The 19,275-nt window shown below is 73.1% G+C and carries 17 protein-coding genes; 5 read left to right on the top strand and 12 right to left on the bottom strand.

Annotated features, from left to right (window positions below):
* Position 1: 1 nt before the first annotated feature.
* From FKM96_RS11595 to FKM96_RS11555, 9 genes are all read right to left on the bottom strand, one after another.
* Entirely contained in the window at positions 2 to 703 is a 702-nt protein-coding gene (locus FKM96_RS11595) for an NADPH-dependent F420 reductase (RefSeq protein ID WP_147795359.1), read from the bottom strand.
* The gene (locus FKM96_RS11590; protein ID WP_147795358.1) at positions 700 to 1,740 is read right to left on the bottom strand and encodes an LLM class flavin-dependent oxidoreductase; all 1,041 of its coding nucleotides are present in this window, start codon (positions 1,738 to 1,740) and stop codon (positions 700 to 702) included. The genes FKM96_RS11595 and FKM96_RS11590 overlap by 4 nt, the downstream gene beginning before the upstream one ends.
* A gap of 110 nt (positions 1,741 to 1,850) precedes the next feature.
* A complete protein-coding gene (locus FKM96_RS11585; protein ID WP_147797078.1) occupies positions 1,851 to 2,888 on the bottom strand; it encodes a LacI family DNA-binding transcriptional regulator in 1,038 nt (345 codons plus the stop codon).
* 152 nt (positions 2,889 to 3,040) lie between these two features.
* The gene (locus FKM96_RS11580; protein ID WP_147795357.1) at positions 3,041 to 3,967 is read right to left on the bottom strand and encodes a carbohydrate ABC transporter permease; all 927 of its coding nucleotides are present in this window, start codon (positions 3,965 to 3,967) and stop codon (positions 3,041 to 3,043) included.
* Positions 3,957 to 4,928: a carbohydrate ABC transporter permease gene (locus FKM96_RS11575; RefSeq protein WP_147795356.1), complete on the bottom strand. Its 972-nt coding sequence runs from the start codon at positions 4,926 to 4,928 to the stop codon at positions 3,957 to 3,959. The genes FKM96_RS11580 and FKM96_RS11575 overlap by 11 nt, the downstream gene beginning before the upstream one ends.
* A gap of 17 nt (positions 4,929 to 4,945) precedes the next feature.
* Complete coding sequence (locus FKM96_RS11570; RefSeq protein ID WP_168216964.1) at positions 4,946 to 6,238, bottom strand: extracellular solute-binding protein; 1,293 nt, start codon at positions 6,236 to 6,238, stop codon at positions 4,946 to 4,948.
* 515 nt (positions 6,239 to 6,753) lie between these two features.
* Positions 6,754 to 6,852, bottom strand: a complete 99-nt coding sequence (locus tag FKM96_RS11565) for a 30S ribosomal protein bS22 (RefSeq protein WP_003792170.1) — start codon at positions 6,850 to 6,852, stop codon at positions 6,754 to 6,756.
* Positions 6,853 to 7,031: 179 nt separating this feature from the next.
* Positions 7,032 to 7,280, bottom strand: a complete 249-nt coding sequence (locus FKM96_RS11560; RefSeq protein WP_147795354.1) for a helix-turn-helix domain-containing protein — start codon at positions 7,278 to 7,280, stop codon at positions 7,032 to 7,034.
* A 345-nt stretch (positions 7,281 to 7,625) separates the two neighbouring features.
* Entirely contained in the window at positions 7,626 to 8,807 is a 1,182-nt protein-coding gene (locus tag FKM96_RS11555; protein ID WP_147795353.1) for an acetoin utilization protein AcuC, read from the bottom strand.
* Positions 8,808 to 8,941: 134 nt separating this feature from the next.
* Between FKM96_RS11555 and FKM96_RS11550 the strand changes: the two genes are divergently transcribed.
* The 5 genes from FKM96_RS11550 to FKM96_RS11530 all read left to right on the top strand — a co-directional run bounded on the left by FKM96_RS11550 (position 8,942) and on the right by FKM96_RS11530 (position 14,787).
* Positions 8,942 to 10,318: a TrkH family potassium uptake protein gene (locus FKM96_RS11550; RefSeq protein ID WP_147795352.1), complete on the top strand. Its 1,377-nt coding sequence runs from the start codon at positions 8,942 to 8,944 to the stop codon at positions 10,316 to 10,318.
* A gap of 109 nt (positions 10,319 to 10,427) precedes the next feature.
* A complete protein-coding gene (locus FKM96_RS11545) occupies positions 10,428 to 11,063 on the top strand; it encodes a TrkA family potassium uptake protein (RefSeq protein ID WP_147797077.1) in 636 nt (211 codons plus the stop codon).
* Positions 11,060 to 12,301, top strand: coding sequence for an ROK family transcriptional regulator (locus FKM96_RS11540; RefSeq protein WP_246854945.1), 1,242 nt, complete (start codon positions 11,060 to 11,062; stop codon positions 12,299 to 12,301). Before FKM96_RS11545 ends, FKM96_RS11540 begins: the two co-directional genes overlap by 4 nt.
* A 272-nt stretch (positions 12,302 to 12,573) precedes the next feature.
* On the top strand, positions 12,574 to 13,710 hold the full coding sequence (locus FKM96_RS11535; protein ID WP_147795351.1) for a PP2C family protein-serine/threonine phosphatase: 1,137 nt from the start codon (positions 12,574 to 12,576) through the stop codon (positions 13,708 to 13,710).
* 48 nt (positions 13,711 to 13,758) lie between these two features.
* A complete protein-coding gene (locus FKM96_RS11530) occupies positions 13,759 to 14,787 on the top strand; it encodes a magnesium and cobalt transport protein CorA (RefSeq protein ID WP_210417260.1) in 1,029 nt (342 codons plus the stop codon).
* Positions 14,788 to 14,961: 174 nt separating this feature from the next.
* On the opposite strand, the gene mmsB is transcribed toward FKM96_RS11530, so the two are convergent.
* The 3 genes from mmsB to chvE form a co-directional block, all read right to left on the bottom strand.
* The gene (gene mmsB, locus FKM96_RS11525) at positions 14,962 to 16,143 is read right to left on the bottom strand and encodes a multiple monosaccharide ABC transporter permease (protein ID WP_147795350.1); all 1,182 of its coding nucleotides are present in this window, start codon (positions 16,141 to 16,143) and stop codon (positions 14,962 to 14,964) included.
* Positions 16,140 to 17,678 carry a multiple monosaccharide ABC transporter ATP-binding protein gene (gene mmsA, locus FKM96_RS11520; RefSeq protein WP_147795349.1) on the bottom strand — a complete coding sequence of 513 codons (1,539 nt, stop codon included), beginning with the start codon at positions 17,676 to 17,678 and terminating at the stop codon, positions 16,140 to 16,142. Before mmsA ends, mmsB begins: the two co-directional genes overlap by 4 nt.
* Before the next feature lie 110 nt (positions 17,679 to 17,788).
* Complete coding sequence (chvE, locus tag FKM96_RS11515; protein WP_147795348.1) at positions 17,789 to 18,931, bottom strand: multiple monosaccharide ABC transporter substrate-binding protein; 1,143 nt, start codon at positions 18,929 to 18,931, stop codon at positions 17,789 to 17,791.
* Between the last annotated feature and the right edge of the window lie 344 nt (positions 18,932 to 19,275).

The raw sequence follows: 19,275 nt of genomic DNA, 5'->3' as shown, positions 1-19,275 counted from the left end.
GTCAGCCCGCGGCGTCCACCGCCGCGTCCGCGCGCGCCGCGGCCACGACCGCGCCCCGCTCCGTCGCCGGGAACCGGGCCAGCACGGCGGCCAGCGTCCCGGCGTCCTCGTTCGCGCCGAACGCCTCGGCGTGCGGCTGGAGCGCCACGCTGTCCGCGAGCGACCCCGCGGGCACCGGGTCGAAGCCGAGCGCGTCCACGAACGCCGCCACCTCGGCCGCGGCCGCCGCGTCGTCCGCGGCGACCGCGATCGCCCGCCGCCCCGGCGTCCCCGCGGGCAGCGGGCCCTCGTCGAGGTCGTGGTACCCCATGTGGTTGAAGGCCTTGACCACCCGCGCGCCCGGCAGCGCCTCGGCCACGAGGGCGCTGGTCGCCACCGCGGGGTCGGCGAGGTCGGGGCGCTCGCCGTCGGTCTCCCACCAGTAGTTCATCGCGTCGACGACGAGCCGCCCCGTCAGCGCCTCCCCGACCGTCCCGACCACCTCGGGCAGGCGGCCGAGCGGCAGCGCGAGCACCACGAGGTCCGCGCGCGCCGCCTCGCGCGCGTCGACGGCCCGGGCGCCCGGCGCCAGCACCTCGACGATCAGCCGGATGCGCGCCGGATCGCCCGAGCCCGCGACCGCCACGTCGTACCCGGCCGCCACCGCGAGCCGCGCCAGCACGGTGCCGACCTTGCCGGCCCCGAGGATCCCGACGGTCGTCACGCGGCGCCCTCCGCGAGCAGGTCGCGGACCATCGGCGCGACGCGGCTGCCGAACAGCTCGACGGCGCGCAGCCGGTCGCTCACCCGCAGCGGGCCGCCGGTGTAGACGAGGTCGAACCGGCTCACGTCGAGGCTGGACACCGTGCGCGCGATCTTGCGGGCGACGGTCTCCGGCGAGCCGACGTAGAGCGAGCCGTGCGCCACCTCGGCGTCGAACTCCGCGCGGCGCAGCGGCGGCCAGCCGCGGTCGGCGCCGATCGCGTCGCGCATCTGCTTGTACGGGCCGTAGTACGCCTCGAGCGCGGCCTCGTCCGTCTCGGCGACCAGGCCGTGCGAGTGCACGCCGACCCGGCCCTCGGGGGTGCCCAGCTGCGCGGTGGCCCGCCGGTACAGGTCGACGTACGGCCGGAACCGGTCCGGCTCGCCGCCGATGATCGCGAGCATGAGCGGCAGGCCGTAGTGCGCAGCGCGGACCACCGACTGCGGCGAGCCGCCGACGCCCACCCAGGTCTCCAGGCCGCCCGCCGTCTTCGGGTAGACGTCGGCCGCCTCCAGCGGGGCGCGGGTCGTGCCCGACCAGGTCACCGGCTGCTCGCGGAGGAGCTGGGAGAACAGCTCGATCTTCTCCTCGAACAGGACCTCGTAGTCCTGCAGGTCGAACCCGAACAGCGGGAACGACTCCGTGAACGACCCGCGGCCGAGCATCACCTGGGCGCGCCCGCCCGACAGCGCGTCGACGGTGGCGAACCGCTGGAACACGCGCACCGGGTCGTCGGAGCTCAGCACCGTGACCCCGGACGCGAGCCGGATCCGCTCCGTGCGGGTGGCGATGCCGGCGAGCACGGTCTCGGGCGACGACAGGGCGAAGTCGGGGCGGTGGTGCTCGCCGAGCGCGATGACGTCGAGGCCGACCTGGTCGGCGAGCACGGCCTCGTCGACCACGCGGCGGATCGCCTCGGGGTGGCTGAGCAGGCGCCCGGTGGCGTCGTCGGTCGGCAGGTCGCCGAAGGTGTCCAGGCCGAGCTGCAGGGCGGTCATGACGGGGTCCTCCCGGGTCGTCGTCGGCACCCATCGTGCGCGATGCTGATTGAACAATCAACTATCGCCAGGGATTCCGCCCTGGGGACGCCCCTCGGGCCGGGACGCCGTCAGGCCACGACCGTGCGCGCCGGCGCCGCCGACCGCACCGCGCTGCCCACCGTGGACTCCCGCGCCACCACCTCGAAGTCCGTGATCACCTCGACGTGCTCGTCCGGCGCCGTGCCCGCGACCCGCGCCAGCAGCAGGTCCACCGCGGTCTGCGCGATCTGCTCCCGCCCCGGAGCGACGGACGACAGCGGCGGCGACGCGTACGCCGCGTCCTCGATGTCGTCGAACCCGATCACGGCGACCTCCTCGGGCACCGCGATCCCCCGGTCGTGCAGGGCGTGCAGGGCGCCGATCGCGAGGGCGTCGTTGAGCCCGAACACCGCGTCGATCTCGGTGCCGGAGTCGAGCATCCGCTCCATCGCCTCCGCGCCGGTCGACCGGTGCCACAGCCCCGCCTCGCCGAGCAGCGCCGGGTCGAGCGGGAGGCCCGCCTCCGCGAGCGCCTCCTCGTACCCGCGCTGCCGCAGGGCGGCGCTGCCGACGGTCTCGCCCTCGTGCGACCCGATGAGCGCGATCCGCCGGCGTCCGGTCTCGATGAGGTGCCGGGTCGCCGCGCGGGCCGCCTCGACGTTGCTCATCGTCACGTGGTCGGCGGGGCCGCCGAAGATCCGCTCGCCGAGCAGCACCATCGGGAAGTCGACGGCGAACGACGCCCGGTCGTCGGTCCCGAGCGCGAGCGGCGAGAAGATCAGCCCGTCGGTCAGGTGCCGGCGCTGGCCGTGCAGCACCTCGAGCTCGCGCTCCCGGCTGGCGTTGGTCTGCTCGATCAGCACGATCACGCCGCGGCGCTCGGCGGCCTGGATCACGGAGTCCGCGAGTTCCGCGAAGTACGGCAGGCTCAGCTCGGGCACGGCCAGGCCGATCATCCCGGTCCGGCCCTGGCGCAGGTTCCGGGCCGACAGGTTCACCCGGTAGCCGAGCTGCTCGATGGCGGCCTCGACGCGGTCCTTGGTGCCCGGGCGGATGTACGGGTACCCGTTGATGACGTTCGAGACCGTCTTGATGGACACCCCGGCCAGCGCCGCGACGTCCTGCATGGTCACGCCCGCCTGGCGCCGCTTCCCGGTCACCGGACCACCTCCTCCGCCACGTGTCGCCCGACCCGGTCCCTGCCGATGCGGCCGCGCCGCGCCCCAGCGTAGGGGCGCGGCGCGGCCGACGGGTCACGCGTCCGGGGTGGGTGCGGTCGTCACCGGCCGCCGAGCCCGGTGGTGGCGACCGCCTTGACGATCTGCCGCTGGAACAGCATGAACAGCAGGATCAGCGGCAGGGCGGCGATCACGGCCGACGCCATGGTCTGGGCGTAGATCGTGCCGTAGGCGTTCTTGACCGTCGACAGACCCACGGGGAGCGTCATCAGGTCGGGGTTGTTGGTGACGATGAACGGCCACAGGAAGTTGTTCCACGCGCCGATGAACACGAAGATCGCGACCGCCGACACGATGGGCCGGGAGATCGGCAGCACGATGGACCAGAAGGTCCGCCAGTGCCCCGCCCCGTCGACCCGCGCCGCGTCCTCGATCTCCTGCGGCACCTCCGCGAAGAACTTGCTGAAGATGTAGACCATCACCGGCGCCACCAGCTGGGGCAGGATCACGCCCTGGTAGGTGTCGACGAAGCCCAGGGCCTCCATCTGACGGAACAGCGGCACGATGAGGATCTGGCCGGGGACCGCGATCAGCGCGATGGTGGCCGCGAACAGCAGGTTCTTGCCGCGGAACCGGGTGCGGGCGAACCCGTAGCCGGCCAGCGCGCACGCCGCGACGGTGAGGATCGTGACCGACCCGGCGACGAGCAGCGTGTTCGCCATCCAGCGCGGCACCTCGCCGCGCTCGAACACGGTGCGGTAGTTCTCCAGCGTGAACCCGCCGTCCGGGAACCACTGGAGCGGTACGGACTGGGCCTGCGCCTCGGTCTTGAACGAGGTGTCGACCGCCCAGAGCATGGGCAGCAGCCAGGACAGCGCGAGCACGACGAGCAGGACCACCGACAGGACGGTGGCGACCTTGCTGCGGCCGAGCACCAGGCTGCGGGTGCGGCGGTTCTCCTCCCGGCGCTCCGCGTAGGCGCGGCGGAACCCGCCCGTCGCGGGGGCGGTGAGCGTGTCAACGGCCACGGCGCTGCTCCTTCCGGCGAGCGGTGGTCAGCACCTGGAACCCGACGGCGACCACGATGATGAGCGCGAAGTAGATGTAGGACATCGCCGAGGCGTAGCCCATCCGGTACCCGGTGAAGCCGGTGTCGTAGATGTACTGCAGGATCGGCCGGGTCACGCCGTCCGGGCCGCTGCCGCCGTTGAAGGCGATGAACATCTGGTCGAACACCTTGAGCGACGCCAGGACCTGCAGCACGGTGATGAGCACCGTCGTCGACCGGAGCTGGGGCAGCGTGATCGACCACAGCCGGCGCCAGGAGCCCGCGCCGTCCAGCGCCGCGGCCTCGTACATCTGGTCCGGGATGGCCTGCAGCGCCGACAGGTACAGCAGGAAGTTGAAGCCGACGGTCCACCAGAGCGTCAGCAGGGCCATCGACCACATGGCGACGCTCGGGTCGGTCAGCCAGCCGACCTTGTCCAGCCCGAGCCGGTCGAGCCAGTAGTTGAAGAAGCCGATCTCGGGCTGGTAGAGCCAGACCCAGATCTGCACGACGACCGCGACGGGCAGCATGTACGGCGCGAAGAACGCCAGGCGCCACACCCACTGGCCCGGCAGGCCGGTGTAGACCAGCAGCGCCATCGCCAGCGCGATCACCACCAGCGGGATCGTGCTCATCAGGGTGAACGCGACGGTGTTGCCCAGCGTGGACCACATGACGGGGTCGCCGAAGGCCTCGGCGTAGTTGTCGAGCCCGACCCAGCCGCCGTTGCCCATCAGCGACTGCTCGGTGAAGCTCAGGCCGAGGCCCCACAGCGTCGGGACCACCAGGAACAGCACGGCGATCACGACGAACGGGATGACGAACGGCCAGCCGCTGCCCTCGCGGCGGCTGCGGCCGCGGCGGGTGGGGCGGTCGGGGGTGCGCGGCGGCGAGACGGTGCCGGTCGCCTGCGACTGGGACGGTGTGGTGACGGTGCTCATGTCTGCGATCCCTTCCGTCACGCCGGCGGCTTGGTCTTGAGGGCGGCGTCGAGGCTGCCGATCAGCCGGTCGACGGCGGCCTCGGGGGACGACTTGTCGAGCCAGGCGCCCTGCAGCGCCTCGCCGACGCGCGCCTGGAAGTCCGACCCGGAGCCGGTGAACCAGGCCTGCGGGTCGAAGACGGCCTCCTCGCTCGCCGCGGCGTAGTGCGACTGCGGCACCTTGGCCTGGTACTCGGCGGACTCGGTGACCTCGCGGTTGGCGGGGATGTGCCCGCCGTCGGACCAGAGCAGCGACTTGTTGAGCATCGCCGCGACCGTCGCGTAGGCCGCCTCGCGCTTCTCCGGGTCGAGGTTGACCTGGTGCGGCAGCACGAACACGTGCGAGTCGCCGTAGGTGGCGGGGGTGCCGAAGATGTTCGGCATCGGCATGGCGTCCACGTCGACGCCCGCCGTCAGGAACGACTGCAGCTCCCAGTTGCCGTTGAAGCACATGCCGACGCGGCCGGTGGAGAAGTTCGCGACGGCCGACGGGTAGTCGGAGTTCGCGATGGCCACGGTGTCGTCGAGCCAGGACTGCACCCAGCTCACCGACTCGACCAGCGCGTCCCGGTCGAGCTCCGCGGGCTGCCCCGGGTTGAGCACGACCTCGTTGCCGGTCTGCGCGTACAGGCCCCAGAGCATCCGGGACATCTGCGCGCCGTCGCCGGTGTAGCCGTAGCCGACGCCCGCGTACCCGGTGACCTCCGCCATGGCCCGCCCGGCCTCGATGAAGCCGTCGGGCGAGTCGACGCCCGCCAGCTTCCCGTCCGGACCCAGGATCCCGGCCTGGTCGGCCAGCCCCTTGTCGAAGAACAGCAGGAACGCGTGGAAGTCGAGCGGGACCGCCCAGAGCTTCCCGTCGATCGTCGCCCGGTCCCACAGCGCCGGCGGGAACATGTCCTCGGTGACGCCGTGCTCGGCGAGCAGGTCGAGGTCCCAGGGGTCGAGCACCCCGCCCGGGACCCAGCCGGCCACCCGGGTCAGGTGCATGACCGCCAGGTCGGGGGCGCGGCCGCCGACCGACGCCATGATGAGCTTGGTGTAGTACGGCGCGCCCCAGGTGAGCACCACGGGGTCGATCCCGATGGCCGGGTTCTCGTCCTGCACCTCGGTCATCATCTGCTGGAAGATGCCGCCGTCACCGCCCGTGAACAGGTGCCAGAGCTGGATCCGCGTCTGGTTCGACGCAGCTGCGGCGTCGCCGCCGCACCCGCTCAGCGCCCAGGCCGTCCCGAGGGCACCGGCCCCCGCCACGGCTCCCCGGAGCACGGACCGGCGGCTGTACGCCGCTCGCCCCGGACCCCCGCGAGCTCCTGAGATCATCCTCGACCTCCCGCCTCCGCCGGCGCGCACGGCACCGGAGGGTTTTCATCGTTGAAGAACCGCTCGGCAGTGAATCAGGACGGGACAAACCCCGTCAAGGGGTGACGATCCACCCCGGTGTGCCACGTGGCAACACGGCGCGCCGGTGCGCCCGGGAAGCGGTGCCCGCGGGCGGCCCGAGCGCCCCGGCGCGGGGCCCCGGACGCCGGGCGCCCCGGCGCCGCGCGCCCGGAGGCCGCCGAGGGGCGACCGCGCGGACGCCGCGCGATCCCCACCCGATTCTCGCGGCGCCACCCGATCGATCGGGGTGCACCGCGAGAATCGGGTGGGAACCCGGCGGGCGGCCGGAACGCGGCCGGCCGACCCGGGCACAGGTCCCGGGCCGCGCGCCCCGGGCACGACGAGGGGCCCGGCACTCGGTGCCGGGCCCCTCGTTCACGACGCCGCTCGCGCGGCGGCCGTCACTTCTTGTTGCGACGCTGGTGACGCGTCTTGCGCAGCAGCTTGCGGTGCTTCTTCTTCGCCATGCGCTTGCGGCGCTTCTTGATGACGGAGCCCATGGGGTCCTCGCTTCCTGTGGCGAGCGCTCGCAGCGCCCCGCCGGGTCGTGGTCGATCGACGCGCGGCACGACGAACGCCCACGCACGGGAAAGTCCGCCCCTACCTTACGCGATCGGCGACGCCGTCCGCGACGCGCCGGTGCGCGACCGCCCCGGGGCGGGCTCGCGATCGGTGCGGGTCAGGAGGACAGGCGGCCGGCGCGCGGCCCGCCCTCGTCCGCCTCGCCCTCGGCCTCGAGGTCGAGCCGGGCGGTCGCGAGGTAGTGGTCGAGCGCGTCCTGGGGCACCCGGAACGAGCGGCCGACGCGCACCGCGGGCATCTCGCCCGAGTGGAGCAGCCGGTACACCGTCATCTTCGAGACGCGCATGACCTCGGCGACCTCGGCGACGGTGAGGAACCGCACCCGCGGGGGCTGCTCGCTGGTCATGGCCGCTCTTCTCGCTCGTGCGCGCACGACCTGTGCGCGGAACTGGGTGCACACAGGTGCCGCGACGACACCTTAGAGCCTGCTGAGGCTGGTGTGAAAGGGGAGACGGGTGGGACCACTCCCCGGGGTGCATCCACCCTCCCGCACCACCCTCGCGGGCGCCTCCCGGGGCCGGCCGGGGACGCGCGACGGGCGGGAGCCGGCCCCGCGGCGGCGAACGAGCAGCCGACACGTCGAACGAGCAGACGCCGACTACTCGCTCGACGCGTCGAGTGCCCTCTCGAGATCGGCGCGCGGCGCGGCGGCGCGGCGCGGCGGCGCACCGGGGGCGCGCGGCGGGCGGGGTCAGTCGTGCAGCGGGTCCAGGCCCAGGAGCGGGAAGGCCGCCGAGCGGGTGGCCCGGACGGCGCGGTCGACGTCGTCCGCCGGGTCGAACCCGTCCGTCCAGGGGCGCCACGCCGGACCCGCGCCGTCGGACATCGACCCCGGGGCCTCCCGGCCGTAGAGCGCGACGACCTGGTCCAGCCACGCCTGCGGCATCCGCGTCGCCGGGTCGACCGGGGCGTGCGCCGCGACCCCGAGCAGGTGGGTCCACGCGCGCGGCACCACGTCGACGACCGCGTACCCGCCGCCGCCGAGCGCCAGCCACCGGCCGCCGGACACCTCGTGCGCCAGGTCGTGCAGCCACTCGGACACCAGCCGCTGCGCGTCGACGGAGACGTCGAGGTCGGCGATCGGGTCCTCGACGTGGGTGTCGCAGCCATGCTGCGTGACCAGCACCTGGGGCGCGAACGCGCGGAGCACCGGCGGCACCACGGCGTCGACCGCGCGCAGCCAGCCGGCGTCGCCGGTGTGCGAGGGCAGCGCCAGGTTCACCGCGGCGCCGGGCGCCCCCGGCCCGCCGGTCTCGTCCGGGAAGCCGGTCCCGGGGAACAGGGTCGCGCCGCTCTCGTGCACCGAGACCGTGAGCACCCGCGGGTCGTCCCAGAACGCGCGCTGCACGCCGTCGCCGTGGTGCGCGTCGACGTCCACGTAGGCCACCCGCTCGGCACCGGCCGCGAGCAGGGCGCGGATCGCCACCGCGGCGTCGTTGTAGACGCAGAACCCGGACGCCGCGCCGGGCATCGCGTGGTGCATCCCGCCGGTGAGGTTCACGGCGTGGTCGGCGCGGCCCTCCCAGACGGCGAGCGCCGCCTCGCGGCTGCCGGCCACGATGCGCGCCGCCGCCTCGTGCATGTGCGGGAACACCGGGTCGTCCTCGGTCCCGATGCCGCGGGCCGGGTCGCCGGCGCCGCCCGCGGACGCCCGTCGGACGGTCGCGACGTACTCCGGCTCGTGCACGGTCTCGAGCTGGGCGTCGGTCGCGGGCTCGGCGCCCACCACCTCGACGCCCGGCAGGTCCAGCAGCCCCAGCGCCCGCGCGAGCCGCACCGTGAGGTCCAGCCGCAGCGGCGCCATCGGGTGCCCGGGGCCGAAGTCGTAGTCGAGGAGCTCGGGCGTCCACACCACGCGCACCCGGGCCGTCATGCCCACACCGTAGCCGCTGACCGGCCGCACCCACCCGCTCGTGCCACAGTGGTGCTCCCCGCGCGCTCGCACGCACGGGCGCACGCGGCGGCGACCCGCCCCGCGGGCGGACGCGGTGCACGGCAGGAGGGCGGATGGCACGGGGTCTCCCCGGGGTGGTCTGGTCCGGGCGCGAGCTCGTCGACCGGCTGGCCCGCCAGTCCCCCGCCCGGCTGGCGCTCGGTGTGTTCGCGTCGGTGATCGTGGTGTTCACGGCGCTGCTGTCGATGCCGTGGGCGACCGCGTCCGGCGAGCGGGCGCCGTTCGTCGACGCGTTCTTCACCGCGACGTCGGCGGTCTGCGTCACGGGCCTGGTCACGGTGGACACCGGGACGTACTGGTCGACCGCGGGCCAGGTGACGATCCTGGTCGGCATCCAGATCGGCGGCCTGGGCGTGATGACCCTGGCTTCGATCCTCGGCCTCGCGGTGTCGCGACGGATCGGGCTGACCCAGAAGCTGCTGGTCACCTCGGAGACCAAGACGACCCGGCTCGGCGAGGTCGGCTCGCTGGTGCGCACGGTCATCGTCACGTCGGTGGTGCTGGAGGTCGCGATCGCCCTGGTGCTGATCCCGCGCCTCCGCGTGCTCGGGGACTCCTGGGGCGAGGCGGTCTGGCACGGGGTGTTCTACGCGGTCTCGGCGTTCAACAACGCCGGGTTCATCCCGACGACCGAGGGCCTGGCGCCGTTCGCCGCCGACTGGTGGGTGCTGCTGCCGATCATCGTGGGGGTGTTCATCGGCTCGCTCGGCTTCCCGGTGATCCTCAACGTCGCCCGCACCTGGCGCCGGCCCCGCCGGTGGAACCTGCACTCCAAGCTGACGATCACCACCAGCCTGGCGCTCGTGGCGTTCGGCGCGGTGGTCGTCGCGGCGTTCGAGTGGACGAACCCGAGGACCCTCGGCGGCATCGGCTGGAACGAGACGCTGCTGGCCGCCCTGTTCGCCGGCGTCATGCCGCGGTCCGGCGGGTTCTCGACCGTGAACGTCGCCGACATGCACGAGGGCACCTGGCTGCTCAACGACGCGCTGATGTTCGTCGGCGGCGGCTCCGCGTCGACCGCGGGCGGCATCAAGGTGACGACCCTCGCCGTGATGCTGCTGGCCATCGTCGCGGAGGCGCGCGGCGACCGGGACGTCGAGGCGTACGGCCGGCGGATCCCGCGCGAGGCCCTGCAGGTCGCGATCGCGGTGTCGCTCGTCAGTGCGACGATCATCCTGGTGGCCTGCCTGCTGCTGCTCGCGATCACCGGGCTGACCCTGGACGTGGTCCTGTTCGAGGTGATCTCGGCGTTCGCGACCTGCGGGCTGTCCACCGGGATCACCGCCGACCTGCCCGACGCCGGCAAGTACGTGCTCGCCGTCCTGATGTTCATCGGCCGGACCGGCACGATGACGCTCGCCGCGGCCCTCGCGCTGCGCAGCCGTCGCCGTGTCGTCCGGTTCCCCGAGGAGAGGCCGATCATTGGATGACCTGACCCGCACCGGCGCGACCGGCCTGAGCCCGCTGCCCGGCGACCCCCGGCGCGGCGACCGCCGCGGTCCCGAGGGCCGCGCGAAGGGCCCCAAGCGCGAGGCCGGCATCCTCGTCATCGGCCTCGGCCGGTTCGGCTCGGCGATCGCCGCGACCCTGGACCGGCTCGGCCAGGACGTGCTCGCCGTCGAGCGCGACCCCGACCTCGTCGCGCAGTGGACCGGCCGCATCCCGCTCGTCGAGGCGGACGCCGCCAACCCCGAGGCGCTCGAGCAGGTCGGCGCGCGCGAGTTCTCGGTGGCCGTCGTGGGCGTCGGGTCCTACCTGGAGGCGTCGGTGCTCATCACCGGCAACCTCGTCGACATGGGCACGCCGCAGATCTGGGCCAAGGCCGTCAGCACCGAGCACGCCCGCATCCTGCAGCGCATCGGCGCGCACCACGTGGTGCTGCCCGAGGCCGACGCCGGGTCCCGGGTCGCGCACCTGGTGTCGGGGAAGATGCTCGACTACATCGAGGTCGAGGACGGGTTCACGATCGTCAAGATGAAGCCGCCGCGCGAGACGCAGGGCTTCACGATCGGCCAGTCGAAGATCCGCGAGCGGTACGGGGTCACGGTCATCGGGGTGAAGAGCCCCGGGGTCGACTTCGTGTACGCGACGCCGGACACCCGGATCGCGGCGAACGACCTGCTGATCGTCTCGGGCCACGCGGAGCTGCTCGAGCGGTTCGCGGCCCGGCCGTGACGGCCGCGCCCGCGGACGACGGGCGCACCGGCCGGACCGCGCGCCCGGAACCGGCCCCGCCGGGCCGCGACCTGCCGTCCGACGCCGCGCCCGCGCCCCGCGACAGCCGCGGGCTGCTGCTCGCCGCGCTCCGCCGCGAGGACGCGCGCACGCAGGTCGAGCTCTGCCGGGCGACGGGCCTGTCGCCCGCGACGGTGTCGACCGCCGTAGCAGCCCTGGCGGCGGACGGCCTCGTCCGGGTGTCGCCGACGACGCGGTCCGGCCGCCGGGCCACCCAGGTGCAGCTCGCCCCGGCGGGCGCGCTGGTCGGCGTGCACTGCTACCTCGACGAGGTCCGCGTCGTGCTCGACCGCGGCGACGGCGAGCCGGTCGAGGCGGCGATCCCCCTGCCCGCCGTGCCGGGGGCGGGGCAGCAGCGGGCCGAGCACGCGGTGCGCGCGGCGCGGGCGCTGCTCGACCGCGTGCTGCGGGACACCGGCACCGATCCGGCCGCGGTCGCGGCGGTCGGCGTGGGCGTCCCGGCACCCGTCGAGGTGCGCACCGGCCGGGTCGCGGGCGCCGGGGTGCGCGCGGGCTGGGGCGGGATGGTCGCCGCGCCCGCGCTGCTGGCGCCGGCGCCCGGGGTGCCCGTGCTGTTCGACAACGACGGGAACCTCGGCGCGCTCGCGGAGGCGCGGCTCGGCGCGGGACGCGGGCGGTGGTCCGTCGTGCACGTCGCGCTGGGCGAGGGCGTGTCCGGCGGCGTGGTCGTCGGCGGGGAGGTGGTGCACGGCCGCACCGGCACCGCGGGCGAGCTCGGCCACCTCACCATCGACCCGGACGGCCCGGTGTGCTCGTGCGGCAACCGCGGCTGCCTCCAGGTGCTCGCGGGGGCGTCGGCGGTGCTGGACCTGCTCGCGGCGAGCCACGGGCGCCTCACGGTGCCGGAGCTGCTCGCGCAGGCCGCGGCGGGCGACCCGGGCTGCCGCCGGGTGCTGTCCGACGTGGGCCGGCACCTCGGCACCGCGCTGGCCTCGGTGTGCACCGTGCTGGACCCCGACGTGCTGGTGGTCGGCGGGGCGCTCGCCGGCGCCGGGGACGTGCTGCTGGACCCGCTGCGCGAGGTGCTGGCCGAGCGGACCGCCGTGACGGCGGGCGCGGTCGTCGAGGTGGTCGCGGGGCGGCTCGGCGTGGGGGCGCCGGCGCGGGGCGCGCTGCTGCTGGCCCGGGACGCGGCGCTCGGGCGCGTCGGGGGCTGACCGCCGGCCGCGGGCCGGCGCCGTGCGGCCGGCGCCGCACGTCCGTGCACGTGTCCGGGAGCACGCACCCCCGGCCTCATCCCGCGCCGCGGGATGCCGATGTATCCGGGAGAGCAGGACCGTCGCGCACACCCCGGGAGGTGATCGGTGCCGACCCGCACGACCACCCCCTCGGTGCCGACCCCGCGCGAGCCCGCGCGCGACGGCGCCGACACCGCGGCGCCGGCCGTGCTGCCCGCGCCCGTCGCCGACGCGCCGCCGGCCCGACCGTCGTGGTCGCTCCCCTCGACACGGCCGCGCCCGCCGCGCGCAGCCTCCCCCAGCGCCTGGCCGCGCTCGAGCGGCTCGGCACCGTCACCGGCGCCGTCGAGCCCCGGTTCGACCGGGTCGTCCGGCTCGCGCGGCAGCTCTTCGACGTCCCCACCGCCACGGTGTCGCTCGTCGGCGCGGGTGAGCCCGCCCCGGCGCCGGTGGTCGTGCCCGCGGAGCTCGCCGGGACCCCCGCGCCCGGGCGCGACGGCGTCGCGGTGCTGGAGGACCGCGGCCCGGAGGCCCGGCTGCGGTTCTACGCCGAGCACCCGCTCGTCGGCGCCGACGGCCGGACCCTCGGGACCCTGTGCATCGCCGACACCCGGCCGCGCCGGTTCACCGCCGACCAGTCCGCGCTGCTCCGCGACCTCGCGCACTGGGTCGCCAAGGAGCTGAGCGTCGACGCCGAGCTCGAGCGCGCCCAGCAGGTGCAGATGGGCCTGCTCCCCCGGGAGTCGCCGCGGGTCGACGGCTACGACCTGGCCGGCGCGTGCCTGCCGAGCAGCCAGGTCGGCGGCGACTTCTACGACTGGTACCCGGCCGCCGACGGCGTGGTGATCACGCTCGCCGACGTCATGGGCAAGGGCCCGGCGGCCGCGATCCTGGCCGCCGCCGTGCGCGCCGTGCTCCGCGGCTCCGCGCTGGGCGAGTCCGTCGACCGCGCGATGCTCCAGGCGGGCGCCGTGCTGCACGCCGACCTGTCCGGCGCGGGCCTGTTCGCGACCGCGTTCCACGCGCGGCTCGAGGCCGCGACCGGCCGCGTGACGTACGCCGACGCCGGGCACGGCCTGACGCTGGTCGTGCGGGCCGACGGGTCCTGGGAGCGGCTGGACGCGCTCGGGCTGCCGCTCGGCGTCACGGACGAGGCCACCCGGGACCTGGGCGAGACGCACCTCGGGCCCGGGGACCTGCTGCTCGCGTTCAGCGACGGGGTGCTCGACCTGTTCGACGGGTCGCTGCGCTGCGTGCCCCTGCTCGTGGGCGAGCTCCTGGACTGCCCGAGCGCGGACGAGGCCGTGCAGCGGGTGCTGCGGCTGGCGGCCGTGAGCGCGAGCCGGCCGGACGACGTCACGGTCGTCGCGCTGCGCCGCGCCGCCTGACGCGGTCCGCGCGAGGACGGCCGCGCCCGGCGGACCTATCGTGAGGGCGTGACGGACGTGCAGCGCACCGGGGCCGACGCCGTGATCGGCGACTGCGGCCTCTACACCGGCGGCGAGCGGGTGCCCGGGCGGGTCCCGCTGCGGAAGGCCGCGCACGTCGCCGACGCCACCGACGGCTACGTCTGGGTCGGGCTGCGCGAGCCCACGGACGCCGACATCGCCGAGGTGGCCGACGAGTTCGCGCTGCCGGCGCTGGCCGTCGAGGACGCCGTGCACGCCCACCAGCGGCCCAAGCTGGAGGTCTACGACGACGTCGTGTTCGCCGTGCTCAAGCCCGTCCGGTACGTCGACCACGTGGAGGTCGTCGAGGTCACCGAGATCGCGATGTTCCTCCGGCCGCAGGCGGTCGTGTCCGTCCGGCACGGCGAGGGCGGCGTGCTGCGCCAGGTGCGCGCGGAGCTCGACGCCGGCGTGCCCGCCGAGGAGGACTTCGGCCCCGCGGGCGTCCTCTACCGGACCGCCGACCGCGTCGTGGACGCCTACGAGGTCGCGATCGGCCACATCGACCTGGACGTCGACGAGATCGAGCTCCAGGTGTTCGGCCCCGGCGACGACGACCACTCCGAGCGCATCTACAAGCTCAAGCAGGAGGTCGCGGAGTTCCGCCGGGCGATGCTGCCCCTGCAGCGGCCGCTGGAGCGGCTGGCGGCCGGCGAGGTGCCCCACGTGCCCGCCGCCGCCGAGCCGTACTTCCGCGACGTGCACGACCACCTGCTGCGGGCCGTCGACCAGATCGAGGTGATCGACCGGCAGCTCACCGACGTGCTGCAGGCCAACACCGCGCGGGTCACCACGGGGCAGAGCCGGGTGGCGCTGCGGCAGAACGAGGACATGCGGAAGATCTCGGCCTGGGCGGCGATCGCGCTGGTGCCCACGGCCGTCGCCGGGATCTACGGCATGAACTTCGAGCACATGCCGGAGCTCGGCACGCGGTACGGGTACTTCGTGGTGCTGGCGGTCATCGCGGGCGCGTGCGTGGCGCTGCACCGCGCGTTCCGCCGCAACGGCTGGCTCTGACTCTCCCCGGGTGCACCGGGGCGGTGGAAGGTTGTGACGGACACGCCGTCGGCGTGTCCGTCACAACCTTCCACCGCCCGGTGCCAGGCCCCGCGACCCGGACGCAGCGAGGGCCGGGACCCGGGGTCTCCCCCGCGCGCCCCGGCCCGCGCCGGCCGTGCGATGCGCCCGAGGTCAGCGGGCGGCGCCCGCGCGGCGCTTGTTGTAGATGTCGAACGCCACGGCCAGCAGGAGCACGAGGCCCTTGACGATCTGCTGCGTCGACTGCGGCACGCCCATCAGCTGCATGCCGTTGGACATCACGGCCATGATCAGACCACCGACCATGGCGCCGGTCACGCGGCCGACACCACCGGTCGTCGACGCGCCGCCGATGAAGCAGGCGGCGATGGCGTCGAGCTCGAACATGTTGCCCGCGCCGGGCTGCGCGCCGTTGGAGCGGGACGAGTAGATCGCACCCGCGACACCGGCCAGGAAGCCCATGTTGACGAAGATCCAGAAGTTGACCTGCTTGACCTTCACGCCGGACAGCTGGGCGGCGTTGAGGTTGCCACCGATCGCGTAGACGTGGCGGCCGAAGACCGTGCGGGTGGTGACCGTGTTGTAGGCCAGGATCAGCACCGCGAGGATGATCAGCACGATCGGCAGGCCGCGCGAGTGCGCCAGCTGCCAGGCGAACGCCATGACGACGACCGCGATCGCGACGATCTTCAGGATGAACAGCGGGAGCGCCTCGACCGACTGCTGGTAGCGGACGCGGCCCATGCGGGACCGCCAGGCGGAGTACGCGTAGCCGACGATGGCGATCGCCGCGATGATCAGCGTGAAGGCGTCGAAGCCGTTGCCACCGAGCAGGCCGTTGATGAAGCCGCCGGCGACCTTCTGGTACGAGGAGGGGAACGGCGACAGCGAGATGTTGTTCAGCACCTCGTAGGTGAGGCCGCGGAACAGGAGCATGCCGGCCAGCGTCACGATGAACGCCGGGATCCCGACGTACGCGACCCAGAAGCCCTGCCACGCGCCGACGAGGAGACCGACCACGAGGGCGGCGAGGATGCCGACCCACCACGGCTGGCCGTTCTTGATGACCAGGATCGCGGACACCGCGCCGGTCAGCGCCACCACGGAGCCCACCGACAGGTCGATGTGCCCGCCGATGATGACGATCACCATGCCGATGGCGAGGATCAGGATGTACGAGTACTGCAGGACGATGTTCGTGATGTTGCCCGGTGCGAGCAGCACGCCGTCCGTGAGGATCGCGAAGAGCGCGATGATCGCGACGAACGCGATGTAGATGCCACTCGTCCGCAGGTTCTTGGTGAAGATGTCCCGCAGGCCTTCCACAGCCGTCATCGAACCGTTTCCTTTTCCTTCGTCATGAGCTCCATGAGGCTCTCCGGGGTGGCGACCGCACGCTCCTGCACGCCGGTGATCCGGCCGAACGCGAGCGTGTAGATGCGGTCGCAGATGCCCAGGAGCTCGGGCAGCTCGGAGGAGATGACCACGACGGCCTTCCCCGCGTCCGCGAGCTTGTTGATGATCGTGTAGATCTCGTACTTGGCGCCGACGTCGATGCCGCGGGTCGGCTCGTCCAGGATCAGGACCTCGGGGTCCGTGTAGATCCACTTGGACAGCACGACCTTCTGCTGGTTGCCGCCCGACAGCTTGCCGGTCAGCGCCATCACGGTCGGCGACTTGATGTTCATGGACCGCCGGTACTCCTCGGCGACCTTGATCTCCTCGTTGCCGTTGACCCAGCCGGCCTTCGACAGCTTGCCCAGGGCAGCCGCCGAGATGTTCCGGCGGATGTCCTCGATCAGGTTGAGGCCGTAGGTCTTGCGGTCCTCGGTCGCGTACGCGAGCCCGTGGCCGATCGCCTCGCTCACCGAGCGGGTCTTGATCTCCTTGCCGTGCAGGAAGACCTTGCCCGTGACGTTGCGTCCGTAGGACCGGCCGAAGACGCTCATGGCGAGCTCGGTGCGGCCGGCACCCATCAGGCCCGCGATGCCGACGATCTCGCCGGCGCGGACGGTGAAGGACGCGCCGTCGACGACCACGCGGCCCGGCTGGGTGGGGTGCTCGACGTGCCAGTCCTCGACCCGGAACACCTCCTCGCCGACGTGCGAGACGTGCTCGGGGTACCGGTGCTCGAGGTCCCGGCCGACCATGCCCTTGATGATCCGGTCCTGGGTGACGTTGTCGGCGACCATGTCGAGGGTCTCGATGGTCTTGCCGTCGCGGATGATCGTCGTGGAGTTCGCGATGTCGGCGATCTCGTTGAGCTTGTGCGAGATCATGATCGACGTGATGCCCTGGCCCTGCAGGTGCCGCAGCAGGTTGAGCAGGTGCTCGGAGTCCGAGTCGTTGAGCGCCGCGGTGGGCTCGTCGAGGATGAGCAGCTTCACCTTCTTGGAGAGCGCCTTGGCGATCTCCACGAGCTGCTGCTTGCCGACGCCGAGCTGACCGATCGGGGTGGTCGGGTTCTCGTCGAGACCGACCCGGGCGAGCAGCACGGCCGCCTCGGAGTTGGCCCGGTTCCAGTCGACGAGGCCGTGGCGCGCCCGCTCGTTGCCGAGGAAGATGTTCTCCGCGACCGAGAGGTACGGCACCAGAGCGAGCTCCTGGTGGATGATCACGATCCCCTTCTCCTCGGAGTCGTTGATCGAGCTGAACTCGACCGTCTCCCCGTCGAAGCGGATCTCCCCGTCGTAGGTGCCGTGCGGGTACACGCCCGACAGCACCTTCATGAGGGTGGACTTGCCGGCCCCGTTCTCCCCGCAGATCGCGTGGATCTCCCCGCGCTTGACGTTCAGGTTGACGTCCTGCAGCGCCTTGACCCCGGGAAAGGTCTTGGTGATGGAGTGCATTTCCAGGATGTGGTCGCTCATGCGGCCTCGACCGTCCTCAGTCGTGTCGGGCGATGGAACACGTCGCCGCGGGACCGGCCGGCACGCGTGGTGCCGGCCGGCCCGCGTCGGTCACGCGGTGGGTCGGGGGGTCAGGAGGCCTGACCCGCCGCGACCTCCTCCTCGGTCCAGTAGCCCGAGTCGATGAGGAGCGACTGGATGTTGTCGGCGTAGACGATGTCCGACTCCAGCAGGAACGACGGGACGACCTTCACGCCGTTGTCGTAGTCCTCGGTGTTGTTCGCCTCGGGCTCGTCGCCCTCGAGGAACGCCTGGGCCGAGACGACGGCCTGCTCCGCGAGCTTGCGGGTGTCCTTGAAGATCGTCGAGAACTGCACGCCGTCCTTGATGAGCTTGACGGAGGCGATCTCGGCGTCCTGGCCGGTCACGATCGGCAGGCCGGCCTCGATGCTGTCGCCGTAGCCGGCGTTCTGCAGCGCGGTGATGATGCCGCGGGAGATGCCGTCGTAGGGCGAGAGCACGCCGTCGACCTTCGAGCCGTCCGAGTACGTGGAGGTCAGCAGGTCCTCCATGCGCTTCTGGGCGGTCTCCTGGAGCCAGCGGAGCGTGGCGACCTGCTCGATCTCGGTCTGGCCCGACTTCACGACCAGCGTGCCGTTGTCGATGTACGGCTGCAGCGTGTCCATCGCGCCCTTGAAGAAGAAGTGCGCGTTGTTGTCGTCCAGCGAGCCGGCGAACAGCTCGATGTTGAACGGGCCGGCCGCGTCGGCCTCGTTGCCCTCGGCGTCGAGGATGCCCAGGCCGACGAGCAGCGAGGTGGCCTGCTGGACACCGACGTTGTAGTTGTCGAACGTGACGTAGAAGTCCACGTTCTCGGTGTCGCGGATCAGGCGGTCGTAGGCGATGACCGGGATGCCCTGGTCGGCCGCGGCCTGCAGCTGGTTGGCCAGCGCGGTGCCGTCGATCGAGGCGACGATCAGGAGGTCGGCGCCCTTCGTGATCATCTGGTCGATCTGCTGCGCCTGCGTCGGGATGTCGTCGGCCGCGTACTGCAGGTCGACCGTGTAACCGGCCTCCTCGAGCTGGCTCTTGACGGCGTCGCCGTCCGCGATCCAGCGCTCCGAGGTCTCGGTCGGCATCGCGACGCCGATCGTGAGGTCGCTGGGGTCCGCGTTGGTCTCGTCGCCCGTGGTGCTGCCGGCGCCGCCGCCGGAGCACGCCGCCAGGCCGAGCGCGAGAACGCCGCCGAGCGCGACGAACCGGATGCTCTTCATGTCCTTCTCCTCCTCGAGAGGGTTGCTGACCTCGTCGTCATGGGCGCGGAAACCGCACCGTCGCCCGTCCTGCCCTGCGCCGCGTGCCGGGGTCGTTCTCCCCCGCCACCGGCGAGCACGTGCACACTCTCGCGGCCTTGACTTCAAGAAGTCAAGCCAAAGGGACGGGGCCCAGGTTGCAGATGGGTAACGGTCCGAGACCCGCCGACGATCGACGACGTCGGCGCAGGTCAACGGCGCTTTTTCGTGTTCTCGGCCGGGCCGGTCGGGCGCTCGGATCACCCGCTCGGCGCAGGCCTTTGGATTCGCTCACCGAACTCAGAGGGCCGAACGGGCGAAAGCCA

The organism is Cellulomonas sp. Y8, assembly GCF_008033115.1.
Lineage (GTDB): Bacteria > Actinomycetota > Actinomycetes > Actinomycetales > Cellulomonadaceae > Cellulomonas.
This window is presented reverse-complemented; position numbering and strand designations above follow the sequence as displayed.